This window comes from Paracoccus stylophorae, assembly GCF_028553765.1.
GTDB classification, from domain to species: Bacteria; Pseudomonadota; Alphaproteobacteria; order Rhodobacterales; family Rhodobacteraceae; genus Paracoccus; species Paracoccus stylophorae.
Window position 1 is genome coordinate 3,216,166 of sequence record NZ_CP067134.1, and the last position, 17,694, is coordinate 3,233,859.

Here is a 17,694-nt window from a genome sequence, read left to right on the forward strand (position 1 = left end):
CGACCAGCTTACGCCGTTTCGTTTGAAAAATCTGACCAGATTTGTGGAAATCCTGCCAGAATAGGGATAATATTTCCTCATTTCTGCATCTGGTGGTGAAACATGCCGGACAATGACGAGATCGACCGCAGGATCGTGGCGGCGCTGCGCCGCGACAGCCGCATCTCGAACGCCGATCTGGCGGCGCAGGTCGGGCTGTCGCCGTCATCCTGCTGGCGCCGCACCCGCGCGCTGGAGGAACGCGGCGCGATCCGCCGCTATACGATCGATCTGGACGACGCGGCCATCGGGCTGACCTTCAAGGCCATCGTCCATGTGCAGATGACCCGCCACGATCAGGGTCTGGTGAAGGAATTCATCCGCATGATCGGCACCAAGGACGAGGTGCGGGCCTGCTATGCGACCACCGGCACATCGGATTATCACCTGCACGTCGTCTGCCGCGATCTGGACGCGTATAACCGGTTTCTGGAGGATTTCCTGTTCCGGATTCCCGCCGTCGCCAGCGCGCAGACCAATCTGGTCCTGCGCACGATCAAGGACTGACGGGCAAGGACCAGGGGGCAAGGACTGACGGGCAGGAACTGCCCGCCGCAGCCTATCGCACGCCGGATGCGAACATCGGCCCGCCGGTCCAGCGCGGAAAGCCATAGCCGTGGATTTCCACCAGATCGATGTCCGATGCGCGGCTGGCGATGCCCTCGGACAGGATCTGCTGCCCCTCATCGGCCATCGCGGCGACAAGCCGGTCGGCGATCTGCTGCGACGACAGGCCGCCCGTGCCGCCGACATGCGGGGCCAGCACGGCGCGCGTCTCCTCGGACGGGCGGGGTTTGCGGTCGCCTTCGGCATAGTCATACCAGCCGCCGCCGGTCTTCTGCCCCTTGCGGCCCGCGCGCACCAGACGGTCGCTTAGCGTGTCGGGCACGTCCTGCCCCTCGGCGCGCAGCCCCTCGCGTTGCAGGAAGGCGATGTCCAGCCCGCTCAGATCCTGGGCCTCGAACGGGCCCATGCGGAACCCGTAATCGCGCATCGCGGCATCGACCTCTTCGACCGAATGTCCCTCGACCAGCAGGCGTTCCGCCTCGGCGCGATAGCGTTTGAAGATGCGGTTGCCGATAAAGCCCTCGCAGATGCCGGCGCGCACGGGCATCTTGCCCAGCTTCGCGGCCAGCGAGAACGCGGTGGCCAGAACCTCGGGGGCGGTGTCGGGCGTCGGCACGATTTCCAGCAGCTTCATGATATGGGCGGGGCTGAAGAAATGCAGCCCAAGGCAGCGTTCCGGTCCGGCCACGCCCTCGAAAATACGGCGTGGGTCCAGATACGAGGTGTTGGTGGCCAGAACCGCATCGTCGCGGCAGACGCGCCCGACCTGATCGAACACCGTGCGCTTGACGCCGATTTCCTCGAACACGGCCTCGATCACCAGATCGCAATCGGACAAGGCCGCGTAATCCTGCGTCGCCTCGACCCCGTCCATGCGGTCGTCCAGCTGCGCCTCGGTCAGCTTGCCGCGCCGGACGCTGCCGTCAAGGATGCTGCGGATATTGTCCAGCCCGCGCGCGACCGCCGCCTGGTCGCGTTCGATCATCACCACCGGCAGGCCCGCGTTGCGGCAGGCCACGGCGATGCCCGCGCCCATCGTGCCGCCGCCGATGATGCCGACACGGCCGATGTCGCGCGGCTGGATGCCCTTCAGCTCGGGCGGGCGCGGCGCGGCGCGTTCGGCGAAAAAGACATGGCGCAGCGCGGCGGCCTGATCGCTGTCGCGCAGTTCGGTAAAGATCTCGCGTTCATGCGCCATCGCCGCAGGGAAGGGATTTTCCGTCGCGAACCGCAGCGATTCGACCGCGCGGGCCTGCGCCTGCATCCCCGGCTTCGACACCTTTTCGGCGGCTTTCGACCAGAACGCATCGTCCTGCGGCTCGATCGGCCGTTCCGACACCGGCTGCGGCAGGTCCCGCGACAGCGCGGCGCGGGCAAAGCGCAGCGCGCCTTCGGTCAGATCGCCCTCGACGATCTCGTCGATCAGCCCGGCCTTCAGCGCCTGCGGCGCCTTCCACGGCTTGCCCGAGGTGACCAGATCGACCGCGGCCGGCACGCCCACCAGCCGCGGCGTCCGCACCGTGCCCGACGCGCCCGGAATGATCCCCAGATTGACTTCGGGCAGACCCATCCTTGCATCGGGCACCGCCACGCGGAACCGGCAGCCCATCGCGATCTCAAGCCCGCCGCCCAGGGCGGTGCCGTGGATCGCGGCGATCCAGGGTTTGCCGGCTTGCTCGATCCGGTCCACCAGATCGGGCAGATGCGGTTCCACCGGGGGCTGGCCGAATTCACGCACATCGGCGCCCGCGATAAAGGTGCGGCCGGCGCAGGTCAGCACCACGGCGCGGACGTCCGGATCGGCGTCCAGATCCTCGGCGCTTTGCCACAACTCGCGGCGCATCTGCGCCGAGATCGCGTTCACCGGCGGATTGTTCACGGTCAGAACGGCGATGTCGCCATCCATGCGGCAATCGATCAGATCCATGCTACAGCCCCAGATATGCTTCGCGGATACGCGGATCGGCGATCAGCTCGGCCGCCGCCCCCTCCATCGTGATCCGCCCGGTTTCCATCACGTAACCCCGATCCGCGATCTTCAGCGCGCCAAAGGCGTTCTGTTCGACCAGCAGGACGGTGACGTCCCGTTCGCGCAACCCGGTCACGACCTCGAAGATCTGCGCGACCAGCAGCGGTGCAAGTCCCATCGAAGGCTCGTCCAGCAGCAGGCAGGACGGCCGCCCCATCAGCGCGCGGGCAATGGCCAGCATCTGCTGCTGCCCGCCCGACAGCCCGCCGGCGGCCAGGTTGCGCTTTTCCTTCAGGATCGGGAACAGGGCGAACGCCTCGGCCATGTCGTGATCGACCCGGTCGTCGGTGAACAAAAAGGCGCCAAGCCGCAGGTTTTCCTCGACCGACAGGTTGGTGAAGATCTGACGCCCCTCGGGCGATTGGGCCAGGCCGCGTTTCAGCCGGTCATGGGCGGGCACCACGCCCAGATTCTCGCCGCGAAAGGTGATCTTGCCGTCGCTGACCGGCTGCGTGCCCGACAGGCATTTCAGCAACGTCGTCTTGCCCGCCCCGTTCGCGCCGACGACGGTGACGATCTCGCCCGAGTTCACCTGCACATCGACGCCGTGCAGCACCTCGATCCGGCCATAGCGCGACCGCAGCCCCTCAACCGTCAGCATGGGCGGCCTCCGTTTCCTCGGTCCCCAGATAGGCGGCGATCACCGCCGGGTCGCGGCTGACCGTGGCCGGGTCGCCTTCGGCGATCTTCTCGCCGTGATCCAGAACGACGATATGGTTGGAAATGCGCATCACCAGCTTCATGTCGTGTTCGACCAGCAGGATGGCGATGCCCGACGCGGCCAGTTCCGCGATCAGCCGGTCGATTTCCTCGGTCTCGACCGCGTTGCAGCCCGCCGCCGGTTCGTCCAGCAGCAGGATGCGCGGCTTCAGCGCCAGCGCGCGGGCGATTTCCAGCCGCTTCAGCGCGCCATAAGACAGGCTGCCGGCCTCGTGCCCTGCGGCCTTGTCCAGACGCACGCGGGTCAGCAACTCCATCGCGCCCTCGCGCGCCATCGCGGCGCGCCGGTGCATCCCCGGCAGCGACAGCAAATCGGCCAGAACCGATCCGCGTTCGGTCAGGTGATACCCGGCCAGCACGTTGTCCAGCACGGTCATGTCCTGGAATATCTGAAGGTTCTGGAACGTCCGCGACAGCCCCATCCGCGCCAGCAGATGCGGCTGCGTGCCGGTGACATCGTGGCCGTCCAGTTCGACCGTGCCGCGGCCCGGCAGATAGACGCCCGAGATCATGTTGAACAGCGTCGTCTTGCCGGCGCCGTTCGGGCCGATCACCGACACGATCTCGCCGGGCCGGACGGAAAAGCTGACCTCGTCGACGGCTTTCAGCCCGCCGAAGGTGATGCCCAGCCCCTTGACGTTCAGCAGGCTCATTCTCCCCTCCCCCGGATGCGGCGCGCGATGGATGGCAACAGACCCTGCGGCAGGAAGATCATCACCAGGATCATCACCGCGCCCAGCACCAGTTGTTCGTATTCGGCAAACACCGTCAGCACCTGCGGCAGCAGCGTCAGGATCGCCGCGCCCAACGTGGCCCCCAGGACCGATCCGACGCCGCCCAGAACCGCCATCGTCACCATCTCGATCGAGTGCATGAAGCCTGCGACATCGGGCGTGATATAGCCGTTCTGCAAGGCCAGCATCGACCCCGCGACCGAGGCATAGACGGCCGAGATCACGAAGGCGCGCAGCTTTTGCTGGGCCACGTCCACGCCCACCGTCGCCGCCGCGACCTCGGACCCGTGCAGGGCGCGCATGGCGCGGCCCGTGGGGCTGTCATACAGGTTCAGCGCCAGCCACGCCCCGATCAGCAGCACGATGCCGCTGGCGCCATACCAGAACTCGCCGCCCGACAGGCGCCACCCCAGATCGCGCAGCAGCGCGCGCAGACCCAGATCCTCGACCTGCATGCCGTCGGGGCCGCCGGTCAGGGCGCGTTCGTTGGTCAGCACCATCGACACCAGGATGCCGAAACCCAGCGTGGCCACCGCCAGATAATACCCCTTCAGCCGCAGGATCGGCCGCCCGATCAGCAGCGCCACCACGCCCGAGACGACGGCCCCCAGCACCAGCGCCAGCGACGGGTGCAGGCCCAGATGTTCGGGCGCCAGCGCGCAGGCATAGGCGCCGATCCCGGCAAAGCCCGCATGGCCCAGGCTGATCTGCCCGGCATAGCCGATCAGGATCACCAGCCCGACCACAGCCAGCGCGTTCACGAAGATCAGCGCGCCGACGCGGTAATAGTAACCCGACGGGAAGAACAGCGGCAGCACCGCGATCAGCAGCGCCAGAACCGCAAGCTGAATCCATTTCCTGCGTGCCGCCATCACACCCGCTCCGTCGATTTCTTGCCGAAGATGCCCTGCGGCATGACGAACAGCACGCCCAGGATCACCAGGAAGGCCACCGCGTCCTTGTATTGCGAACTGAGATAGCCCGCCGTCAGCGCCTCCAGCAGGCCCAGAACCAGCCCGCCGACCAGCGCGCCCTTGGGGTTGCCCATCCCGCCCAGCATCGCGGCGGCAAAGCCCTTCAGCGCCAGCGCCACCCCCACGTCATAGCTGACCAGCGTGATCGGCGTGGCCAGCACGCCCGCCAGCGCGCCGATGGCGGCCGACAGGCCGAATGACAGCGTCATCACCCATCCGGTGTTGATGCCCACAAGCTGTGCTGCGACGCGGTTGTTGGCCGTGGCCAGAACCGCCTTGCCGGTCAGCGTGCGGGTAAAGAACAGCCACAGCCCGACGAAGACCAGCACCGCGCCTGCGATGACCCACAGGCTTTGCGGCAGGATCGTGGCCCCCATCACGCGGACCGGATCGTCGCCCGAAAAGGCCGGGAAACGGTGCAGCTGCTTGTCGAAGATCAGCTGCGTCGCCCCCTGGATCAGGATCGAGGCGCCGATGGTGATAATGATCAGCGACACGACGGGCGCGCCGCGCGCCGGCTCGATCGCCAGCTTGTTCAGCGCCACGCCCACCCCCGCCGTGATGACGATGGCCAGCACCGCCGCCAGCGGCAGCGGCAGCCCGGCCTGATGCGCGAAGACGGTGATCATCCCGCCCAGCATCACGAATTCGCCCTGCGCGAAGTTCACGACGTCCGAGGCGTTGTAGATGATGGTGAATCCAAGCGCGACCAGCGCATAGACCGCGCCAACCGTCATGCCGGAAAAGATGAATTGCAGCAGAGAGTCCATGGCGCGGCTCCTCGGGGTCGGGAAGGGTCCGGCCGGAAACCCGGCCGGCGCAGCGTCAGTTCAGCTGTTTCCAGTCGCCATCGCTGATTTCCAGCATGCGGAAGGCGGTCAGGTCCAGCCCAAGGTGATCCTCGGGCGAAAAGCTGTAGGTGCCGGTGGTGCCGACGAAGTTCTGCGTCTCTTCCAGCGCGTCGCGGATCGCATCCGGCTCGGCCTCGCCGGCGCGCTTGATCGCATCGACCACCAGCATCACCGCGTCATGCGCATAGCCGGCGAAGGTCGAGGGTTCCTGATTGTATTTCTCTTTATACGCAGCCGTATAGTCGGTCACGACCTGATATTGCGGATCGCTTTCGTCCAGAAGCTCTGCGATCAGCAGGGCGGTTCCCGGCAGGCGCACGCCTTCGGCCGATTCCGCGCCCGCAAGCTCGATGAACGCGTTCGAGGCGACGCCGTGGCTTTGATACAGCGGAATCTCGAACCCGAGCTGGTCGAAATTGCGGGTGACGATCGCCGGTCCCTGCCCGAATCCGGGATTCAGCACCGCCTGAACACCCTCGCTGTTGCGGATGCGGGTCAGCTGCGGGGTCACGTCGGCGTCCTGGGGCCCGTAGGTTTCGTCGGCCACGATCTCGATCCCGTGATCGCCCGCGACCTCCTTGCACTGCGCCTGCATCGACGCGCCGAAACCGTCGGTGCCGGAAATCAAGCCGATCTTGGTGATTCCCTGCGCCTGCATGTCGGTAAAGATCTTCTCGCAGGCCATGCGGTCGGTGTGGGGCGTCTTGAACACGTATTCGCGCACCGGGTCGATGATCGAGATCGCGCCCGCCAGCGAGACGAACGGAATCCCCTCATCCTCGGCGACGTCCAGAATCGACATGGTGGTGCCGGTGGTCGAGCCGCCGATGATCGCCACGACCTCGTCATCCTCGACAAGGCGGGTGGCGAAGGTGCGGGCCTTGTTCGGGTCGCCGCCATCGTCGTACAGCGACAGGGCGATTTCTTCGCCGTCGATGCCGCCGGATGCGTTGATCTGTTCGACCATCATCTGGATGGTCTTGGCCTCGGGATCGCCCAGAAAGGCCGCGGGGCCAGTCGCCGACACGCTTGCGCCCAGCCTGATTTCGGCCTGCGCGGCCAGTGGAAAGGCAACGCCGGTCGCAAGAACCGCCAGCGTCGTCCGCGTCAAAAGTTTCATGTCCAACCTCCCAAGAATGAAACCGCGATTGCAGGGCGCGGACCGGTTCGCCCGGCTCGTCTCCACCCCCTTTGCCGTTATCATTGACCGACCGGACGGCTTATGCAACAGTAAATCGCATCGCCCCCGCGACGGGGGGTCGCGGAGGATCTTATGACGACATCGCAAACCGTTCTCGCGGCTCTGGAATCGGGCGTTCTGAAACTGACGCTGAACCGGCCGGACAAGCTGAACTCTTTCAACGAAGAGATGCATCAGGCGCTGCGCGCGCAACTGGACCGCGCGCATCAGGACGACGAGGTGCGCGCCCTGCTGCTGACCGGGGCCGGGCGCGGGTTCTGCGCCGGGCAGGATCTGGGCGACCGCGACCCGCGCAAATCGACCGAAAAGCCCGATCTGGGCCGCACGCTGGACAGCTATTACAACCCGGCGATCCGGCTTTTGCGGACGCTGAAAAAACCGGTGATCTGCGCGGTGAACGGCGTCGCGGCCGGTGCCGGCGCGAATATCGCCTTCGCCTGCGACATCGTGATCGCGGCCAGGTCGGCGCGCTTCATCCAGGCGTTTTCCAGGATCGGTCTTGTGCCCGACGCCGGCGGCAGCTGGTCCCTGCCGCGCCTGATCGGCGAGGCGCGGGCCAAGGCGCTGGCGCTGACGGCGGAACCGCTGGACGCGCAGACGGCGGCCGATTGGGGCCTGATCTGGAAGACGGTCGAGGATGAGCAGCTGATGCCGCAGGCCACCGAACTGGCCGAGAAACTGGCGGCGGGACCGACCCTTGGGCTGGGCCTGACCAAGCAGCTGATCCAGGAGGCCGCGACCAGCGACCTGGACAGCCATCTGGACCGCGAACGCGATTGCCAGCGGCAGGCGGGCCGCAGCGACGATTACGCCGAGGGCGTCACCGCCTTTCTGGAAAAGCGCCCGGCGCAGTTCAGGGGGCACTAGAATGCGCGACGCCGCCAGCATGACCCCGCAGGAACTGGCGCAAGCCTGCGCCGAACTGATGTGGAACGACGACAGCGCCTCGCAGCGCCTTGGCATGACGCTGACCCATGTCGCGCCGGGTCAGGCGACGGTGAAGATGACGCTGACCGACCAGATGACCAACGGCCACGGCAACGCGCATGGCGGCTATCTGTTCACCCTGGCCGACAGCGCCTTCGCGTTCGCCTGCAACACCTATAATCAGGTGACCGTCGCCCAGCATTGTTCGATCACCTATCTGACCCCCGGCGCACTGGGGGACCGGCTGACGGCGACCGCGCGCGAGGTGTCGCGCAAGGGTCGCTCGGGCATCTACGATGTGCGCATCACCCGCGAGGACGGCACCGCGATCGCGGAATTCCGCGGCCATTCGCGCACCATCAACCGCACGTTCCTGCCGCATGCCGGCGACAACTGACATCTCAGGGAGGAAACCTGATGAACGACCTGACCCCAAGCCCCGACATTCTGGACCCGATCGAAACCGCCAGCCGCGACGAAATCACCGCGCTGCAACAGCAGCGCCTGGCATGGTCGCTGCGCCACGCCTATGACAACTCGGCCTTCTATCGCAAGCGGTTCGACGAGGCCGGCGTCCATCCCGACGATTTCAAGACGCTGGAAGATCTGGCGAAATTCCCGTTCACGATGAAGCAGGATCTGCGCGACACCTATCCGTTCGGCATGTTCGCCGTGCCGCGCGAACAGCTGGTGCGCATCCACGCCTCGTCGGGGACGACCGGCAAGCCGACGGTGGTGGGCTATACCAGAAACGACATCGACGTGTGGGCCGACATGGTGGCGCGGTCGATCCGGGCCAGCGGCGGGCGCAAGGGCGACATTGCCCATATCGCCTATGGCTATGGGCTGTTCACCGGCGGGCTGGGCGCGCATTACGGGGCCGAACGCCTGGGCTGCACCGTGGTGCCGATCTCGGGCGGGATGACCGAACGGCAGGTGACGCTGATCAACGATTTCAAGCCGCGCATCATCATGGTGACGCCGTCCTACATGCTGTCGATCCTGGACGAGTTCAAACGGCAGGGGCTGGACCCGCGCGAAAGCTCGTTCGAGGTGGGCATCTTCGGCGCCGAACCCTGGACCAACGCCATGCGCGAGGAAATCGAGCAGGCGTTCAACATGAACGCCGTCGACATCTATGGCCTGTCCGAGGTGATGGGACCGGGCGTGGCCAACGAATGCGTCGAGACCAAGGACGGGCTGCATGTCTGGGAAGACCATTTCTATCCCGAGATCATCGACCCGACCACAGGCGAGGTGCTGCCCGACGGCGAAACCGGCGAGCTGGTGTTCACCACGCTGACCAAGGAAGGGCTGCCGATGGTCCGCTATCGCACGCGCGACCTGACGCGGCTGCTGCCGGGCACCGCGCGGTCGATGCGCCGGATGGAGAAGATCACCGGGCGCACCGACGACATGATCATCCTGCGCGGCGTCAACGTCTTCCCGACCCAGATCGAGGAACAGATCCTGAAATGCCGCGGTCTTGCGCCGCATTTCCAGATCGAGCTGATCCGCAAGGACCGCATGGACGCGATGATCGTGCACGTCGAATGCACCGCCACCGAGGCCGCGACCGAGGCGCGCGCCGCCTCGGCCCGCGAACTGGCCCATCACATCAAGTCGATCATCGGCATCTCGACCCGGATCGAGGTGCACGACCCCGACGACGTGGCCCGGTCAGAGGGCAAGGCCCAACGCGTCGTGGATAACCGGCCGGCCTGACCCCGGCCGAACCCCGGCAGGGCTGGCACCGGGCGCGCTTCGGGGATAAGGGAACCGTCCCGACCCCGAAGCACACCCAGAACGAAGGAGCGGCGCTGCCCATGGCACGGACGCGAGCAGAGGATTTCGAGGAAAAGCAGCATCAGCTGTTGCTGACCGCATCGCATGTCTTTGCCCGGCAGGGGATGGACAAGGCGTCGATGTCGCAGATCGCGGCCCAGGCCGGCGTGTCGAAATCGCTGCTGTATCATTACTATCCGTCACGGGACGCGCTGATCTTCGCGATCATCCATACCCATCTGGACGAACTGGATCGAAGGCTGGACGCCGCCATGGACCCCGCGCTTGGCCCGCGCGAACAGCTTGAAGCCTTCGTGCTGGCGGTGCTGGAATCCTATCGCGGGGCGGACGACCGGCACACGGTCCAGCTGAACGCAGGCGCCGCCCTGACCGAGGATCAGCGGTCCCGCATCCGCACGATCGAGCGGCGGATCGTCCGACGCTTTTCCGCCGTGATCCGCGATATGCATCCGGAACTGGATCGCCCTGAACGGCCGCTGCTGATGCCCGTGACCATGTCGCTGTTCGGGATGATGAACTGGGTCTATATGTGGTTCCGCGAGGACGGGCCGATCAGCCGTGCCGATTACGCAAGCGTGGCCACCACGCTGATCCTGGAAGGGATCAAGGGCGTTCGCTGAAGCCGCGCCGTTCCAGCACCAGCGGATCGTATTGCGGCGCCTTGACGCGCCGCCGGTCGGGTTCCGGTTCGGTCAGCGGTCGCGCAGGTGCCAGCTTGGTCCGGGCGTCGATGGCCAGTTGCTGATAGACGCCGGTGCCGCGCCGTTTCCAGTCGATCTCGGCCTCGGTCAGTTCGCGGATCACGCGGGCGGGCGAGCCCACGGCCATGCTGTTTGCCGGAATCTGCGCGCCCGCCTTGACGAAAGCGGCCGCGCCAAGAATCGTGTTTGCGCCGATCACGGCCTCGTCCATGACCACCGCGTTCATCCCGACCATGGCGTTGCGCCCGATATGGCAGCCATGCAATACCGCGCCGTGTCCGATATGGCCCAGCTCCTCGACCAGCACGTCCTTGCCGGGAAAGGCATGGGCGACGCAGGTTTCCTGGAAATTCGATCCTTCGCGCAAGGTGATGCGCCCGAAATCGCCGCGCAGCACGGCGCCCGCCCCGACATAGCAGCCGGCACCCACGATCACGTCGCCGATCAGGACGGCGTCAGGGTGGATGAAGGCCGTCGGATCGACGACCGGCACCACCCCGTCCCAGGACCAGACGCTCAAGCGTCCTCCTCCAACGGCCAGGTCTTGGCCACCATGGTCAGCACGTCATACTGGGCCACGACCTCGTCCTTCTGGTTGGTCACGCGACAATCCCACCGCACCTCGCCATAGATCGCGTTCTCGCGCGGGTTGATGTGGCGGCAGGTCAGCCGGACCTGCAAGGTGTCGCCGAAATAGACCGGCACCAGAAAGCGCAGATTGTCCACGCCGTAATTGGCCAGAACCGGACCCGGATCTGGATGGACGAACAGCCCCGCCGCGAAGGAAGCGATCAGATAGCCGTGCGCCACGCGATCCTCGAAGAACGGGTTGGCCTTGGCGGAATCGCTGTCCATGTGGGCATAGAACGTGTCGCCGGTGAAATGGGCGAAATGTTCGACATCCTCGCGCGTGATCTCGCGCGCCTCGGTGACGATCTGATCGCCGATCCGCAATTCCGCCAGCGACTTGCGGAACGGATGTTCCCCGGTCTGGTGGGGCGCGCCTTCGATCCATGCGCCGGTCACCGCCGACAGCAGGCGGGGCGAGCCCTGGATGGCGGTGCGCTGCATGAAATGCTTGACCCCGCGGATGCCGCCCATCTCTTCGCCGCCGCCCGCGCGGCCCGGCCCGCCATGGACCAGCGGCGCCAAAGGCGATCCGTGCCCGGTCGAGGATTTTGCGCTGTCGCGGTTGCCGATCAGCACGCGACCATGGAACGAGGCCATGCCCAGAACCGTCTGCGCGGCCACGTCCGGATCGTTCGTGAACACGGACGAGACCAGCGACCCCTTGCCCTTGCGCGCCAGTTCCACCGCCTGATCGATATCGTCATAGGCCATGACGGTGGCGACCGGGCCGAACGCCTCGACCTCGTGCGGGGCGATCGCGGACATCGGGTCGGCGCAGCGCAGCAGCACCGGCGACATGAACGCGCCCTTCTCGGCGTCGCCCGAAACCACCTGAACCTGCGACGGATCGCCGAACACGATCTCGGCCTCGCGCGCGATGTCGGCGATCTTGGCGCGCACATCGTCGCGATCCCCGCGCGACGCCAGCGCGCCCATGCGAGCGTTCTTGTCGTCGGGCAGGCCGATGGCGGTGCCGGCCAGCCGGTCCGACAGCGCCTTGATCACCGCATCCTCAAACTGGCTGGGCACCAGAACGCGACGGATCGCGGTGCATTTCTGCCCCGCCTTTGCGGTCATCTCGCGCGCGACCTCTTTCACGAACAGGTCGAATTCGGGCGTGTCCGGCCCTGCATCGGGGCCAAGGATCGTCGCGTTCAGGCTGTCCGCCTCCATCGTGAAGCGGGTCGAGTTGGCGACGATCGCCGGATGGGTGCGCAGCATCTGCCCGGTCGAGGCCGAGCCGGTGAACGTCACCGCGTCCTGGCCGGTGACGTGATCCAGCATGTCGCCGACCCCGCCGCAGATCAGTTGCAACGCGCCTTCGGGCAGGATGTTCATTTCCAGCATCCGGCGCACCACCAGTTCGGTAACATAGGCCGTCTGCGAGGCCGGCTTGACGATGCAGGGCATGCCGGCGATCAGCGCGGGCGAGATCTTTTCCAGCATCCCCCAGACCGGGAAGTTGAAAGCGTTGATGTGGATCGCGATCCCGCGCAGCGGCATCAGGATATGCTGGCCGACAAAGCTGCCATCGCGCGACAGTTGCTCGACCGGGCCTTCGGTCAGCACCCTGGTGTTGAACATTTCGCGCCGCGCCTTGGACGCAAAGGTCAGCATCGTGCCGATCCCGCCGTCGATATCGGGCCACGCATCCTTGGGCGTGGCGCCGGTGGCCAGGCTTTCGGCGTGGAATTCGTCCTTCATCTCCATCAGGCGCAGGCCGATATCCTTCAGCATCAGCGCCCGTTCGTGGATGGTCAGCCGGCGCAGCCCGGTCCCGCCGACCTCGCGGCCCCATTCCAAGGCCGCCTTGAAGTCGATCCCTTCGGACGAGATGATGGCATGGGTTTCGCCGGTGCCGGCATGGGCCAGCTTCTTGCCCTCGCCCTCGCCCGCCCGCCATTCGCCCTCAACAAAGCTTTCCAGCCGCCGCGCGGTGCGTTGCATGTCCAGCATTGCCCGTCCTTTCCTATTTCAGTTCCATCGAGGACAGGATCTCGTCCGCCTCGGCCCGCCATTTCTGGCGCAATGTCTCGTTATCGGTGTGGCGCAGGCCCATTTCCTTCTGCCGGTCGAACCGTTCCGACTGCGCCGGGCCAAAGGTTTCGGCCACGCGCGGCAACCAGTATTCGGCCGAGGCGCGGGCGCCGTCGCGATCGGACCTGGCAAGGCGTTCCAGCCCTTCGATCCCCAACTCGACATGGCGCCGTTCGCGCGGCAGGATCTCGCGCAGGACCTCGGCCAGCGGCTGATACGAGCTGCGCGCCAACTCGCCCACGGCATGCAGCGTGGCGGTGCCCATCAGCACGTTCATCACCACCGCATCCGTCCAGCCCTCCAGCGGATAGTGGAACACCGACAGCCGCTTGTCGCCGCCATGGCGGCGCGGATCGACCGTGGCATCGCGATCCTTGCGCGCCGCCCAGTCATGCGTCTGCTGATAGCGTCTTGTGTCGGTGCCGAACGTGCCCATCAGGTTCAGCACGCGTTCGGCATGGTCGGCCTTTTCCAGCGTGATCCGGCTGGCGGCGATCCGTTCCTTGATCCCCGGCGCCCAGTTGATCGCGGCGGCGAACCCCGCCGACCCGGCCAGTTCGCTGTCCACGAAGGACGACATCAGCCGCAGCAATTCCCCGCGATAGCGTGGCGGCACGTTTTCGGGCGAGGTCAGCTTGCCCCCCTGCGCCAGATAATCGGCAATCGGCATCGTATCCGCATCATTCGTCATAGCTGAGCACCACCTTGTCGGACAACGGGATGCACTGGCAGGACAGGACGTAACCGGCCCGGACCTCGTAATCTTCCAGCGCGTGGTTCACTTCCATCTCGACCTCGCCCTCCAGCACCTTGGCGCGGCAGGTCGAACACACGCCCGCCTTACACGAATAGGGCGCGTCCATGTCGTTATCCAGCGCCGCATCCAGCACCGCGGTGCCGTCCTTGGGCATCTGGAAGGTGCGGGTGGCGCCGTCCAGCGTCACCGACACCTCGCAACTGTTGGCCGAGGTGCCAACTTCCTGCGACACAGCGCGCTTCTTGGCGCGGCCGGGCTGGGACGAGGCGAACAGTTCGAACTTGATCCGATCGTCGGACAGGCCGTGATTGCGCAGGCTTTCGGCGATGGCCAGCATCATCGGCTCGGGGCCGCAGATAAAGGCCGTGTCCACGGTTTCGGCGTCGATCCACAGCCGGAACAGCATCTCCATCTTCTCGGCGTCGATGCGGCCGGTGAACAGGTCGATCTCCTGCCCTTCGCTTTCCAGGATGTGGATGATCGACAGCCGGCCCAGATAGGTGTTCTTCAGATCCTCAAGCTCCTCGCGGAACATGATCGAATTGACCTGCCGGTTGGCATAGACCAGCGTGAAGGTGGAATTCGGCTCTCGGGCCAGGACGGTCTTGACGATGGACAGGACCGGCGTGATCCCAGACCCGCCCGCGAAACCCAGATAGTTCCGGGCCTTGTCCGGTTCCAGCACGGTGAAGAACCGTCCCTGCGGCGGCATCACGTCCAGCACGTCGCCGACCTTCAATTCCTCGTTCGCCCAGGTCGAGAACGCGCCGCCATCCACCCGCTTGATGCCGACGCGCAGACAGCCTTCGTCCAGCCCGGCGCAGATGGAATAGGACCGGCGCAACTCGGTTCCGTCGAAATCGCGGCGGAAGGTCAGATACTGGCCCTGAGTGAACTCGAACGCATCGGCATCGGTGTCGCGCGGTTGCAGGGTCACGACCACCGAATCGCGGGTGTCGCGCCTTATATCCGTCACTTCCAGGGGGTGAAAACGGGGCATCTCTGACCTCCTCCGGGCAGAACCAGGGTCCGCGACCCTAGTGGCATTTGAAATAGTCGAAAGGCTCCAGACAGTCCTTGCAGCGATAGCTGGCCTTGCACGGGGTCGAGCCGAACTGGCTGATCCGTTCGGTATTGCCCGACCCGCAGCGCGGACATTCGATCACCAGATTGGACTGGCCCGACAGCCGCGCCGCGCGCGCCGCCATGCCGCCATCCGAGGCGGTACCATCGACGGGCGGCGCGATGCCATAGGCGCGCAGCTTGTCGCGGCCTTCCTGCGTGACCCAATCGGTCGTCCAGGGTGGGGAAAGCCGGCGTTCCAGCCGCACATCGCCGACGCCGCGATCGCGCAGATGGCTTTCGATCGCCAGATCGATCACCGCCGTCGCGGGACAGCCCGAATAGGTCGGGGTGACGGCAACCACCAGCGTCTCGTCGTCCCACCGGAAATCGCGCACGATTCCCAGATCGACGACCGAGACGACCGGAATCTCGGGGTCCGGCACCTCGGCCAGCCATTCCCAGATCTGCGTATCGGACGGAACGGACATCGCGCTGCCCCTACCAGCTTGCGCCGGGATAGGCGCGCTGAAGAAACTGCATCTCGGCCAGAATGAAGCCCAGATGTTCGGTGTGACGACCCTGCTTGCCGCCCTGATGCACGTCGTTGCGGCCTTCGGGGATCTCCAGCGTGGCTTCGGTCAGGATCTCGGTCACCGTCTCGCGCCATGCCGGTTCCAGTTCGGCCAGCGACGGTGCGATGTCGGCGCGGGCCACGGCCTCGTCCACGCCGTCGGCGGCAAACATTTCGCCAGTATAGGGCCACAGCCGGTCCAACGCCGCCTGCATCCGGTCGTGGCTTTCGGTGGTGCCGTCGCCCAGACGCACCACCAGATCCGAGGACCGTTCTAGGTGATAGCTGACCTCTTTCAGCGCCTTGGCGGCGATTTCCGCGACCCGCGGGCTGGACGACAGCGTCAGCCCGCGCAGCATGTGGAAATGCCATGCGTCGAACAAAAATTCCCGCATCATCGTCACCGCCATGTCGCGATTCGGCAGTTCCACCAGTTGCAGGTTGCGAAACCGCATCGCGTCGCGCAGGAACGCCAGTTCGTCGGCGGTGCGTCCCTCGTCCTCGACCTCGGCGGCCAGACCCAGCCACATCTGCGTGTGCCCGATCAGGTCCAGCGCGGTGTTGGCCAGCGCGATGTCCTCCTCCAGCACCGGGCCGTGGCCGCACCATTCCGAAATGCGGTGCCCCAGGATCAGCGTGTTGTCGCCCATCCGGCACAGCCAGTCGAAAAAGGCAGGCTGAAGATCGACATCCTTCAGATGCGGATCGTGGCTTTGCGACGCGGCGGCGCGTTCGGCCAGCGCGATCACGTCCGGCGTCGTCATGTCAGGCAGCGATGGCATTACATGTGCCCCACTTCATCTGGAATCTCGAAAAATGTCGGGTGGCGATAGACCTTGCTTTCCGCAGGATCGAACAGCGGCCCCTTGTCCGAGGGGGACGAGGCGGTGATGTCGGCGGATTTCACCGCCCAGATCGACACGCCTTCCCGGCGACGGGTATAGACGTCACGGGCGTTGTTGATCGCCATTTCCGCATCGGGCGCGTGCAGGCTGCCCACATGGCGGTGGTTCAGCCCGTGCTGTCCGCGGATGAAGATTTCCCACAGCGGCCATTCCTTCTTGGACATCGGTCGTTCCCTTCCTATTCGGCTGCGACTGCGGCGGCATGGCGGCGCGCGGCGGATTTTTCGGCATAGGCGGTCAGCCCGTCGCGATACCACCTGCCTTCTTCCCAGGCATCGCGGCGGGCCTCCAGCCGTTCGCGGTTGCAGGGGCCGTTGCCCTTGATGACCTCGAAGAATTCTTCCCAGTCGGGCTCGGCGAAATCGTAATGCCCGCGTTCGTCGTTCCAGGTCAGCGTCTCGTCGGGGACGGTCAGGCCCAGATATTCGGCCTGCGGCACGGTTTCGTCGACGAATTTCTGGCGCAGCTCGTCATTGGTGTTCATCTTGATCTTCCACGCCATCGACTGCGCCGAGTGGACCGAGTCCTTGTCGGACGGGCCGAACATCATCAGCGCCGGATACCAGAACCGGTTCAGCGCATCCTGCGCCATCTCTTTCTGTTCGGGCGTGCCGGCGGCCATCTTCATCATGATCGCGTAACCCTGCCGCTGGTGGAACGATTCCTCCTTGCAGATACGGATCATCGCGCGGGAATAGGGACCATAGCTGGTGCGCTGCAACGGCACCTGGTTCATGATCGCCGCGCCATCGACCAGCCAGCCCACCGCGCCCATATCGGCCCAGGTCAGCGTCGGATAGTTGAAGATGGAACTGTATTTCATCGCCCCCGACAGCAGCCTTTCGGTCAGTTCGTCGCGGGTGACGCCCAGGGTTTCGGCCGCGCTGTAAAGATACAGCCCGTGTCCGGCCTCGTCCTGGACCTTGGCCAGCAGGATCGCCTTGCGCTCCAGCGTGGGGGCGCGGGTGATCCAGTTGCCTTCGGGCAGCTGGCCCACGATCTCGCTGTGCGCGTGCTGCCCGATCTGGCGGATCAGCGTCTTGCGATAGCCCGCAGGCATCCATTCCTTCGGTTCGATCTTCTCGTTCCGGTCGATGCGTTCCTGAAAGGCACGTTCTTCGGGCGACATCTCGTCAGCCGATTTCATGCCTTCCGACTTTACCATCTGTGCATACATCGT

General features: G+C 65.6%; 19 protein-coding genes. 5 read left to right on the forward strand and 14 right to left on the reverse strand.

The window, feature by feature from the left end:
- Positions 1-102: 102 nt before the first annotated feature.
- The gene (locus JHW45_RS15925) at positions 103-546 is read left to right on the forward strand and encodes an Lrp/AsnC family transcriptional regulator (RefSeq protein WP_272858564.1); all 444 of its coding nucleotides are present in this window, start codon (positions 103-105) and stop codon (positions 544-546) included.
- Between the two features lie 52 nt (positions 547-598).
- On the opposite strand, the gene JHW45_RS15930 is transcribed toward JHW45_RS15925, so the two are convergent.
- Genes JHW45_RS15930 through JHW45_RS15955 form a run of 6 tightly spaced genes read right to left on the reverse strand, consistent with a single transcriptional unit; the run spans position 599 to position 7,034 of the window.
- Positions 599-2,533: a 3-hydroxyacyl-CoA dehydrogenase NAD-binding domain-containing protein gene (locus JHW45_RS15930; RefSeq protein ID WP_272858565.1), complete on the reverse strand. Its 1,935-nt coding sequence runs from the start codon at positions 2,531-2,533 to the stop codon at positions 599-601.
- 1 nt (position 2,534) lies between these two features.
- Positions 2,535-3,236 (reverse strand): ABC transporter ATP-binding protein, encoded by a 702-nt coding sequence (locus JHW45_RS15935; RefSeq protein WP_272858566.1) that lies wholly within the window; start codon positions 3,234-3,236, stop codon positions 2,535-2,537.
- Positions 3,223-4,008, reverse strand: coding sequence for an ABC transporter ATP-binding protein (locus JHW45_RS15940; RefSeq protein ID WP_272858567.1), 786 nt, complete (start codon positions 4,006-4,008; stop codon positions 3,223-3,225). The genes JHW45_RS15935 and JHW45_RS15940 overlap by 14 nt, the downstream gene beginning before the upstream one ends.
- Positions 4,005-4,961 (reverse strand): branched-chain amino acid ABC transporter permease, encoded by a 957-nt coding sequence (locus tag JHW45_RS15945; protein WP_272858568.1) that lies wholly within the window; start codon positions 4,959-4,961, stop codon positions 4,005-4,007. The genes JHW45_RS15940 and JHW45_RS15945 overlap by 4 nt, the downstream gene beginning before the upstream one ends.
- Positions 4,961-5,833: a branched-chain amino acid ABC transporter permease gene (locus JHW45_RS15950; protein WP_272858569.1), complete on the reverse strand. Its 873-nt coding sequence runs from the start codon at positions 5,831-5,833 to the stop codon at positions 4,961-4,963. Before JHW45_RS15950 ends, JHW45_RS15945 begins: the two co-directional genes overlap by 1 nt.
- A gap of 55 nt (positions 5,834-5,888) precedes the next feature.
- Positions 5,889-7,034 carry an ABC transporter substrate-binding protein gene (locus tag JHW45_RS15955; protein ID WP_272858570.1) on the reverse strand — a complete coding sequence of 382 codons (1,146 nt, stop codon included), beginning with the start codon at positions 7,032-7,034 and terminating at the stop codon, positions 5,889-5,891.
- Positions 7,035-7,187: 153 nt separating this feature from the next.
- Between JHW45_RS15955 and paaG the strand changes: the two genes are divergently transcribed.
- The 4 genes from paaG (at position 7,188) to JHW45_RS15975 (ending at position 10,468) form a co-directional block, all read left to right on the forward strand.
- Positions 7,188-7,982, forward strand: coding sequence for a 2-(1,2-epoxy-1,2-dihydrophenyl)acetyl-CoA isomerase PaaG (gene paaG / locus JHW45_RS15960; protein ID WP_272858571.1), 795 nt, complete (start codon positions 7,188-7,190; stop codon positions 7,980-7,982).
- A 19-nt stretch (positions 7,983-8,001) separates the two neighbouring features.
- On the forward strand, positions 8,002-8,439 hold the full coding sequence (paaI, locus tag JHW45_RS15965) for a hydroxyphenylacetyl-CoA thioesterase PaaI (protein ID WP_272860641.1): 438 nt from the start codon (positions 8,002-8,004) through the stop codon (positions 8,437-8,439).
- A gap of 20 nt (positions 8,440-8,459) precedes the next feature.
- Complete coding sequence (gene paaK, locus JHW45_RS15970) at positions 8,460-9,767, forward strand: phenylacetate--CoA ligase PaaK (RefSeq protein WP_272858572.1); 1,308 nt, start codon at positions 8,460-8,462, stop codon at positions 9,765-9,767.
- Between the two features lie 101 nt (positions 9,768-9,868).
- Positions 9,869-10,468 (forward strand): TetR/AcrR family transcriptional regulator, encoded by a 600-nt coding sequence (locus tag JHW45_RS15975; RefSeq protein WP_272858573.1) that lies wholly within the window; start codon positions 9,869-9,871, stop codon positions 10,466-10,468.
- Here JHW45_RS15975 and JHW45_RS15980 read toward each other — a convergent pair.
- The 8 genes from JHW45_RS15980 to paaA are packed head-to-tail and all read right to left on the reverse strand — an operon-like array spanning position 10,452 to position 17,691.
- Positions 10,452-11,069 (reverse strand): acyltransferase, encoded by a 618-nt coding sequence (locus tag JHW45_RS15980; RefSeq protein WP_272858574.1) that lies wholly within the window; start codon positions 11,067-11,069, stop codon positions 10,452-10,454. The genes JHW45_RS15975 and JHW45_RS15980 overlap by 17 nt on opposite strands.
- Positions 11,066-13,135, reverse strand: a complete 2,070-nt coding sequence (gene paaZ, locus JHW45_RS15985; RefSeq protein WP_272858575.1) for a phenylacetic acid degradation bifunctional protein PaaZ — start codon at positions 13,133-13,135, stop codon at positions 11,066-11,068. Before paaZ ends, JHW45_RS15980 begins: the two co-directional genes overlap by 4 nt.
- Before the next feature lie 13 nt (positions 13,136-13,148).
- Positions 13,149-13,907, reverse strand: a complete 759-nt coding sequence (locus tag JHW45_RS15990) for a Phenylacetic acid catabolic protein (RefSeq protein WP_272858576.1) — start codon at positions 13,905-13,907, stop codon at positions 13,149-13,151.
- Entirely contained in the window at positions 13,897-14,973 is a 1,077-nt protein-coding gene (gene paaE, locus JHW45_RS15995) for a 1,2-phenylacetyl-CoA epoxidase subunit PaaE (RefSeq protein ID WP_272858577.1), read from the reverse strand. The genes JHW45_RS15990 and paaE overlap by 11 nt, the downstream gene beginning before the upstream one ends.
- Positions 14,974-15,010: 37 nt before the next feature.
- Entirely contained in the window at positions 15,011-15,526 is a 516-nt protein-coding gene (gene paaD / locus JHW45_RS16000; protein ID WP_272858578.1) for a 1,2-phenylacetyl-CoA epoxidase subunit PaaD, read from the reverse strand.
- A 10-nt stretch (positions 15,527-15,536) separates the two neighbouring features.
- Complete coding sequence (gene paaC, locus JHW45_RS16005; RefSeq protein WP_272858579.1) at positions 15,537-16,391, reverse strand: 1,2-phenylacetyl-CoA epoxidase subunit PaaC; 855 nt, start codon at positions 16,389-16,391, stop codon at positions 15,537-15,539.
- A complete protein-coding gene (gene paaB, locus JHW45_RS16010) occupies positions 16,391-16,678 on the reverse strand; it encodes a 1,2-phenylacetyl-CoA epoxidase subunit PaaB (RefSeq protein ID WP_272858580.1) in 288 nt (95 codons plus the stop codon). Before paaB ends, paaC begins: the two co-directional genes overlap by 1 nt.
- A 14-nt stretch (positions 16,679-16,692) precedes the next feature.
- Entirely contained in the window at positions 16,693-17,691 is a 999-nt protein-coding gene (paaA, locus tag JHW45_RS16015) for a 1,2-phenylacetyl-CoA epoxidase subunit PaaA (protein ID WP_272858581.1), read from the reverse strand.
- Positions 17,692-17,694 lie beyond the last annotated feature (3 nt).